The organism is Rhodopirellula europaea 6C (genome assembly GCF_000338295.1).
Taxonomy (GTDB): Bacteria; Planctomycetota; Planctomycetia; order Pirellulales; family Pirellulaceae; genus Rhodopirellula; species Rhodopirellula europaea.
Genome location: NZ_ANMO01000272.1, coordinates 89,949 through 97,745, shown reverse-complemented (window position 1 = coordinate 97,745; position 7,797 = coordinate 89,949). Strand labels below are relative to the sequence as shown.

Annotated in this window: 9 protein-coding genes; 3 read left to right on the top strand and 6 right to left on the bottom strand. The window is 55.8% G+C overall.

What is annotated here, in order from left to right:
• Window positions 1-185: 185 nt before the first annotated feature.
• Entirely contained in the window at window positions 186-1,160 is a 975-nt protein-coding gene (locus tag RE6C_RS29230; RefSeq protein ID WP_008662634.1) for a ferredoxin--NADP reductase, read from the top strand.
• A 70-nt stretch (window positions 1,161-1,230) separates the two neighbouring features.
• Entirely contained in the window at window positions 1,231-2,520 is a 1,290-nt protein-coding gene (locus RE6C_RS29225) for a glucose-1-phosphate adenylyltransferase (RefSeq protein ID WP_008662633.1), read from the top strand.
• 279 nt (window positions 2,521-2,799) lie between these two features.
• On the opposite strand, the gene RE6C_RS29220 is transcribed toward RE6C_RS29225, so the two are convergent.
• From RE6C_RS29220 to RE6C_RS29200, 6 genes are all read right to left on the bottom strand, one after another.
• Window positions 2,800-3,336 (bottom strand): 3-hydroxyacyl-ACP dehydratase FabZ family protein, encoded by a 537-nt coding sequence (locus tag RE6C_RS29220; RefSeq protein WP_008662632.1) that lies wholly within the window; start codon window positions 3,334-3,336, stop codon window positions 2,800-2,802.
• 2 nt (window positions 3,337-3,338) lie between these two features.
• Window positions 3,339-3,437, bottom strand: a complete 99-nt coding sequence (locus tag RE6C_RS33690; protein WP_390173962.1) for a 50S ribosomal protein bL37 — start codon at window positions 3,435-3,437, stop codon at window positions 3,339-3,341.
• A gap of 86 nt (window positions 3,438-3,523) precedes the next feature.
• On the bottom strand, window positions 3,524-3,745 hold the full coding sequence (infA, locus tag RE6C_RS29215; protein ID WP_007328023.1) for a translation initiation factor IF-1: 222 nt from the start codon (window positions 3,743-3,745) through the stop codon (window positions 3,524-3,526).
• Between the two features lie 12 nt (window positions 3,746-3,757).
• Window positions 3,758-4,171: a 30S ribosomal protein S9 gene (gene rpsI, locus RE6C_RS29210; protein ID WP_007328022.1), complete on the bottom strand. Its 414-nt coding sequence runs from the start codon at window positions 4,169-4,171 to the stop codon at window positions 3,758-3,760.
• Between the two features lie 42 nt (window positions 4,172-4,213).
• Complete coding sequence (rplM, locus tag RE6C_RS29205) at window positions 4,214-4,648, bottom strand: 50S ribosomal protein L13 (protein WP_007328021.1); 435 nt, start codon at window positions 4,646-4,648, stop codon at window positions 4,214-4,216.
• A gap of 148 nt (window positions 4,649-4,796) precedes the next feature.
• Window positions 4,797-5,363 (bottom strand): hypothetical protein, encoded by a 567-nt coding sequence (locus RE6C_RS29200; protein WP_008662627.1) that lies wholly within the window; start codon window positions 5,361-5,363, stop codon window positions 4,797-4,799.
• A gap of 380 nt (window positions 5,364-5,743) precedes the next feature.
• Here RE6C_RS29200 and RE6C_RS29195 point away from each other — a divergent pair, with 380 nt between their 5' ends.
• Window positions 5,744-7,795 carry an efflux RND transporter periplasmic adaptor subunit gene (locus RE6C_RS29195; RefSeq protein WP_008662626.1) on the top strand — a complete coding sequence of 684 codons (2,052 nt, stop codon included), beginning with the start codon at window positions 5,744-5,746 and terminating at the stop codon, window positions 7,793-7,795.
• Window positions 7,796-7,797 lie beyond the last annotated feature (2 nt).

Genomic DNA, 7,797 nt, shown 5'->3' with positions numbered 1-7,797 from the left:
TTCACTCGGCGGAGGGCCTTCTTTCTCAGCCGATCCGCATCGCTTTGCGGCCAAGACATTTGTCAAAAAATGCTGGGCTGACAAACCGAGGTGGACACAACCACGCCGCTCGACCTCATCCACTATAGTAACTCAGGCGGACGAGGTCGCCGACGTGAAAAAGGCATCTGGGAGTTGAAAACGCGATGGATGAATTGGACTACCCGGACGATGAAGAGAAGCGTCTGCTTCGCGAGCGGCACTACAACGCGACCATCATCAAGCGAATGGATCTGACGGAAGATCTGGCCCGGTTCCGCATCCAGTGTGATGAACCCGTGATGCCGTTTGAGCCCGGGCAGTACGTCGCCATCGGGCTTGGGAACTGGGAGCCGCGATTGCGTGGCACCCAGCCCGAGGACATTCCAATTAAAAAGTCGCGAAAATTGGTGCGGCGGGCGTATTCCATTTCATGTCCGATGCTTCACGATGCCGAATCGCCCAAAGCGGGTGAGTTGGCGCCCGTCGATCAGATCGACTACCTGGAGTTTTACATCACGTTGGTGCGTCAGGGCGCAACTGCCGCGAGCAAGCCTCCCGCCCTGACACCTCGCTTGTTTGGCAAAGGCGAGGGGGATCGAATTTGCGTCGAACGCAAAATCACGGGGCGGTATCTGTTGGGTGATATTCCGGCGGATGAAAACGTTTTGATGCTCGGGACCGGCACCGGTGAAGCTCCGCACAACGCGATGGCAACCACATTGTTGTCTCGCGGGCACCGTGGAAAGGTCGTCATCGCGACCAGCGTCCGTTATCAGTCGGACATCGCTTACCAGAGCGAGCACGACGAACTGATGCGACGTTTTCCGAACTATTGCTACCTGCCTTTGACGACTCGTGAGCCCAAGAACCTGGAACCGAACCGGCCCGACTACGTTGGCAAGCAATATCTGCAAACCATGTTCACCACCGGCAAGCTGGCGGAGTTGGTTGGTGATCCGCTCGCGCCCAGCAACACGCACGTCTTTTTGTGCGGAAACCCAGACATGATCGGTTACGTGCCGCCCGGCGGAGAGGTCCCCGATCGACCCGGCATGCTGCCTCTGCTTCGGGCTGCCGGTTTCCACGATGCCACAGAAACACCCGGACCTGGCACCATTCGCTTTGAGAAGTATTGGTAAGCTAGTCAGATCCGAAACAAGCGTTCACATTCACCATCCTTCACACTAACTAGCACGTCATCCCACGAGAGTGATCATGGACTTGAACAATACAATCGCGTTGATTCTTGGCGGTGGCCGCGGAACACGGTTGTTCCCGCTCACAAAGATCCGCGCCAAACCCGCTGTGCCCTTGGCTGCGAAATATCGATTGATCGACATTCCGATCAGTAACTGCATCAACAGCGGGCTGAATCGCGCCTATGTGTTGACACAATTTTTGTCAGAGAGTCTTCACCGTCACCTTCGGCAGACGTACACGTTTGATCACTTCAGTGGTGGTTTTGTCGAATTGTTGGCCGCGCAGCAAACCGTCAATTCCGGCACCGATTGGTACCAAGGCACCGCCGATGCGGTCCGTAAGAACCTGGTTCACTTGCGTGAAAGCTGGATCAAGCACGTCCTGATTCTCTCGGGCGATCAGCTTTACCGAATGGATTTTCGCGACATGATGCGGACTCACATCGAGTCCGGAGCTGCCGCGACCATCGCTGGTATTCCCGTGACTCGTAAAGACGCGTCGGCTTTGGGGATCATGCAGGTCGACGATAACGGACGTGTGACCGGGTTCGTTGAAAAGCCGCAAACAGAAGAAGAGATCGCAAAGGTCCGCATGGAACCAAGCTGGATCGACGCTCGCGGCATCGAAAGCCAAGGCCGTGATCTGTTGGCCAGCATGGGGCTGTACATCTTCGACAAAGACCTCATGGTCGACATGCTCGAGAACAGCCTGCACAGTGACTTTGGGAAGGAAGTCTTTCCCGAAGCCATCAATACTCACAAGGTTCAGTTGCACCTGTTTGACGGGTACTGGGAAGACATCGGAACCATCCGATCGTTTTACGAAGCGAACCTGTCGCTCGCCAGTAAGAACCCGCCGTTCGACATTCGCAATCGCCATTCACCGATCTACAGCCGGCCACGCTTTTTGCCGCCAACGATCATGGGCGATGCCAAGATCACTGGCAGCTTGATCGCCGATGGTTGCCGAATCGGCGACAACGTCACGATCGAAAACAGCGTCATCGGTCTGCGAACCGTGATCGGCGACAACGTGACGATCAAGGACAGCGTTGTGATGGGAGCTGACTTCATCGAGATGCGAGGTGCGGCTCGTGACGGGAAGTTGCCAGTTGGCGTCGGTGCCGGAAGCGTGATCCAGGGTGCGATTCTGGATAAGAATTGTCGCGTTGGTGAGAACGTTCGCATCTTGAACGAAGCCAAGATCGATCACCAGGGCGAAGATGATGACCTGCAAATTCGCGATGGAATCAGCATCGTGATCAAAGACGGTCAGATTCCTGACGGATTTAGCTGCTAGTCATCTCTGACTGAATCGAGGCTCGGCGGTTCGCCGCCGAGTTTCTAGGCGGCGATATTCTTTGGCAACGAGCCGTGTGGCCGAATTCAGAATGGGCGTTTGTGGAGCGGGCTACTCGCTGTTTCCAGTGCCCGGCCCTCACCCTCGCGTGCGCCTGAACGGCGCCGCTCGACCTGATACATCGCTCTCACCCAAACTTCGTTTCGGGAGAGCTGCAACATCGGGAAATTTGCCGAAAAGCGGTATCAGAAAACTGAACAACCTCATCGTAGCGAGGGTTCAGGAATCGGCGGCTTCTTTGGATGCGCCGAGTTGTCGGGTGACTGCTTCGATTGGGATTGGAATCCCACGCAGGCAACCTTCGAGAACCAGTTCTGTACCCACGACGCCTTGGAATCGGGCGACGATCATGCGTCCCCGGCGGGCTTTTTCGAGCTTCACCAGCACGATGAGATTATCGCCGGGAGTGACGACCCCGCGGAAGCGAACTTCATCGACCCCGCCGAAGCCGACCATTGCGGCACCAAGCAGGTCGTGCTTTTGGGTGTAATAGCTGGATAGCTGAGCGACCGCTTCCAGCATCACGACGCCGGGCATGAGCGGCATGCCGGGCATGTGACCGCGAACCCAGAACTCGTTTTCGGTGATCGCTTTGTAAGCGGCGCACGCGTGCTGATCGAGATCCTCATAAAGGATCGCGGTCAGTTGTTCCATTTCGTGCCGCTGCGGGTTGTACTCGCGAATCGCCTCGATATCGGCGATTGGCTTGTCAACGTCCAGCAGAGCCGGATCAAGGATGAATTCGCTGCGTGCCACGATCAGGTCTTGATTTTTTTCCGCTTAGCTTTGCGTGCCTTCGCATTTGCGGGGCGTTTGCCGTGATTGGCTTTCTTCGTTTTCCGGTGGGGCTTGGCCACTGTATCGGTCGCTGTTTCTAAAGGAAAGACGTCTGGAAATGGCAAGCAAATCGGCGATTGAAACCGTCAGCCAACGCAAGCGGATGTTAGCGTTCGCGGTAAACGATACGACCTTTGGTCAAATCGTATGGCGAAAGCTCCACGCGAACTTTGTCGCCTGGAACGATCCGGATGAAGTGCTTTCGCATTCGGCCAGCAACGTGGGCCATGACCTCGTTGCCGGTTTCCAATTGCACACGAAAGCGAGTGTTGGCGAGGGCTTGTGTAACGGTGCCCTCGACTTCAAAAGCTTCTTCTTTCTTACCCAAAATTGAACCTTCTTAGCGTTTGCTAAACTGAACGCCACGGCGAGCACCACGAAGGCCTGGTTTCTTACGTTCCTTCATGCGTGAATCACGCGTCAGGAAGCTGCCTTCACGCATCGGGTCGTGCAATGCCTCATCGTGGCTGCACAGAGCACGAGCGAGGCCCATGCGAACGGCTCCGGCTTGGCCGGTCATTCCGCCGCCCGAAACACGAATCAGCAGGTCGACCGATTCGGTCAAGCCAGCGGCTTCGAGGGTTTCAGTGATCGCGTAGCGATGTTGGTCGTTGACGAAGTAATCTTCGATCGACTTACCATTGATAGTGATTTTTCCGCTGCCTGGACGAACGCGTACTCGGGCAACACTGCTTTTGCGACGTCCTGTTCCCAGTGCGTCGCCGTTGATCTTGTCTTTTTTAACTGCAATCATGGATCAGACCCGCGTGATGCGGTCGGTGAGGGCGTGTGGGAACTAAGCGCTAGCTTTTTTGCTGGTGCGAACCAATTCAACGGGTTGCTGAGCGGTGTGTGGGTGCTCAGGGCCAGCGTAGATTTTCAACTTGCTCAGCATTTGGCGAGCGAGTTTGTTCTTTGGCAGCATCCGACGAACGGCGTGATACAGCAAGTATTCCGGCTTGCGATCGTGACGATCTTGGTAGCTTTCCAGACGCAGGCCTGGGTAGCCGGTGTACCAAGTGTAGTGACGATCACGCATCTTGTTGCCCGTCATGCCGATCTTGTCGGCGTTGGTGACGATCACGAAATCACCGCAATCAACGTGAGGTGTGTACTCAGGACGATGTTTTCCCATCAGCACGACAGCGATATCGCTGGCGAGTCGACCGAGGACTTCGTCGCTGGCATCCACAACATGCCATTGCTTTTCGATTTGGCCGGGTTTGGCCATGTAGGTTCGTTGAACAGCCACTGCTCACAACTTCTGACAAAAGGGCACCGAAAATTTGAATCGCAGAACCTAATCGACTGAACCCAAATTCGGCAAGGGCTATTTGGGAAACGTTTGTAGGCTTTTTGGGCGAAATGGGATAGCCGAGCTAGCCAACCTTGGACTGAAGCTCCCCCGCGTCGGCGGGTTGGGGCCGAGTCTTGGCGGTCGCCTTCGCTTTTCGCTCGGGCTTTGCCGTCAGTTGAATCGGCGGGACGGAAGACGATCCACCATGAAACGTACGCTTGCCTTCAATGGTGTGGTCGAGCACAAAAGCTCCGCCTGGCATCCCCTTTCGCGGCGAGACACGCAAGATTGACGCATGTCCGCACTGAGGGCATCGAATCCGAAGGCTATGTGTGTCCAACATCTTTTGGATTGAATTGGCAAGTTCTCGGTTTTCGTTGAGTGTCGAGAGCGATTGGCCAACCAAGCCCTGCAGTTTGGATTGCAACGTCAGCCGAACCGTTCGCTGGATTCGGTTGAGTTCCCACTGCAGGGATTTCAACATCTGCCCCGTTTCGGAATTCTCGGGTGCAGAAGGTTGGCTGCCGGATGGTTGCTCGCTTTTCCCCACATGCATCGTGGGCCTTTCATTGGCCAAGTCGCCTTCTGGAGAACCACCGCCAGCGGGTCCGCCATCGTACGTGTCGGGTTGATCGTCAGGTGCAGCCAAAGCGGGCGTCCAGGCGGAGGTGCGTGTCAGAGAAGGTGAAGCGACTGATTGCTCGAGAAAAGTGGTCGGTGGGACGCGTAAACGAGTTCCGTGAACTTTCCGACTCAAGTCTGGACAAGAGGTTATACAAAATGTATAAGTTGTCCAGCGGGAATCGTTGCAATCGATTTTCTCTGTGTTTTCAGCGTTGTCGGAGTAGTCGCGTTGGGGGGAAAGACCGGGGCAACCGGCGTTTCCCATGCCAGCGTCACAGTTCGCCAGCGAAGAATGCAAACTCCGCTTTTGAAGCGACTTCCAGTGGCGATCTGAGCGGATTTTTAAGTAGTGTCGGCCCACTGGACATTTCCGCCCCCTTCTCGCCCGAGCAGTCAGACAGGCCCATGTCGGTCAATCAACAAACGGTCGAAGAAACCAAAGCGCAGATCCGCGGTTTGGTTAACGAAATCGCAGCTCTCACAAAGAGCGGTGCCACCGCTTCGGAGTTTTATCCGGAGTTGCTGAGCAAAATCATCACTGCCCTGGCTGCGGCCGGAGGTGCGGTGTGGTTGCTGGACGAGGATCAACAGCTTCGGTTGCAGTATCAAATCAACGCAGAACCGTCGATTTTGACCGAAGGCACAGAGGACGCCGATCGCCACAACCGGTTGATCCGTCGCGCCGCCGCCTCGGGGCAGTCGTTGCTCGTTCCTCCGTATAGCGGAACAACCGACGGAGACGCCGAAGGCAATCCAACCCGTTACCTCTTGGTTTTGGGTGCCCTTCAGCACGACGGTCAAAAAGACGGTCTGATCGAGATCTTTCAGCGTCCCGATACCGCTCCCGACACACAACGTGGCTACCTGCGGTTCTTGCAGCAGATGTGCGAGTTGGCCGCAGAATGGCTTCGCAGCCAAAAACTCCGCACACTCGGTGATCGTCAAACACTGTGGCAGCAAGCCGACTCGTTCGCGCGTGCCGCTCACGAATCACTGGATCTGAAAGAAACCGCCGCCATCGTCGCCAACGAAGGCCGACGGCTGATCGGTTGCGACCGTGTCAGCGTGGCCATCAAGAAAGGTGGCAAGTGCAAGGTCGAGGCCATCAGTGGTCAGGACACAATCGAGAATCGATCGAACATCGTTGCAGCCCTGAACGTGCTGGCGACGCGAGTTGTCGCGGCTGGCGAACCTTTGTGGCACGACGGGTCCACCGAAGACTTGCCACCGCAAATCGAAGAGGCTCTCGAAGACTACGTCGACCTTTCTTATGGCCGTAATCTCGCCGTGCTTCCGCTACGCGAACCGCAACGCAAACTCGGCCAGGAAGCTGAGATGGGTGCGGCCGGCGAAGTCGATCGCGATGACGCTCACCGCGGCGAAGTGATCGGTGCGTTGATCGTCGAGCAAATCGAAACGGATCTCCCGCCTGAAATCTTCCGTCAACGATGCGATTTGGTTTACGAGCACGGTACGCGTGCAATCGCTAACTCACAGGCTCACTCGAATCTGTTCTTGATGCCCGTCTGGCGAACACTCGGACGAGCGACTTGGGTTTTGCGAGCTCGAACACTGCCAAAAACTTTGGGAGTGATCGGTGCGATCGCGGCATTGATCTGTGGATTGATCTTCATCCCGATGGAATTTGACCTCGAGGCTGACGGAACACTCAAAGCCGAAGCTCGCCGGGAAGTCTTTGCGGGAATCGATGGCGAAGTCCGTGAGGTGCTGGTCGATCACAACTCGATCGTTGCCGCCGGTGATCCACTGGTGAAGATGATCAACCCGGACATTGGCATCGAGCTGGAAGATCTGCGTGGACAGATCCGAACCACGATGGCGGAGTTGCAACGCATCCGAACTCAATCCAGAAACCGATCGCAATTGAAGGCCACCGAACGGCGTGCGATCGAATTGGAGGAGGTCGAGATTCAAACCAAGCTTGAAGCACAGCGTGCGAAGCTGAAGTTGAAAGAACAGCGAGCGGAAGACTTGATCGTGCGATCGCCAATCGACGGCATCGTGGTTTCGTGGGAAGTCGAGAAGATGTTGCTCAACCGTCCGATTCAAACCGGCCAAGTGTTGATGGAGATCGCCGACCTTTCCAAACCGATGTATCTCGAAATTGAGATGCCCGAAAAACGTGAAGGTCACTTGGATGAGTTCATCCACGACAACAACGTTCAAACACTGGATGTCGACTACATCTTGGCATCCAACCCCGACGAACCATTGCCTGCCAAGTTGCCGGTCGAAAACATTTCGTTGCGAGCGGAAACCAACGAAGAGCATGGCTCGGTAATCAAGATGCGAGTCCTGCCTGATCTGGAGGCGCTGAAAGAGCTGTCTCCGAGTCCCGGCACCAAACTGACCGCGGACGTCAAGTGTGGCAAACGAGCCAGCGGCTTTGTTCTGCTGCACGAAGTCTTTGAGTGGGCCTACAAGTTCGCTTTCTGATT

Excerpts from the sequence above, each read along its gene's own strand:
- RE6C_RS29230 (WP_008662634.1), top strand. The coding sequence starts at position 186 with ATGGATGAATTGGACTACCCGGACGATGAAGAGAAGCGTCTGCTTCGC.
- rpsI (WP_007328022.1), bottom strand. The coding sequence starts at position 4,171 with ATGATTGCAGTTAAAAAAGACAAGATCAACGGCGACGCACTGGGAACA.
- rplM (WP_007328021.1), bottom strand. The coding sequence starts at position 4,648 with ATGGCCAAACCCGGCCAAATCGAAAAGCAATGGCATGTTGTGGATGCC.
- RE6C_RS29195 (WP_008662626.1), top strand. The coding sequence starts at position 5,744 with ATGTCGGTCAATCAACAAACGGTCGAAGAAACCAAAGCGCAGATCCGC.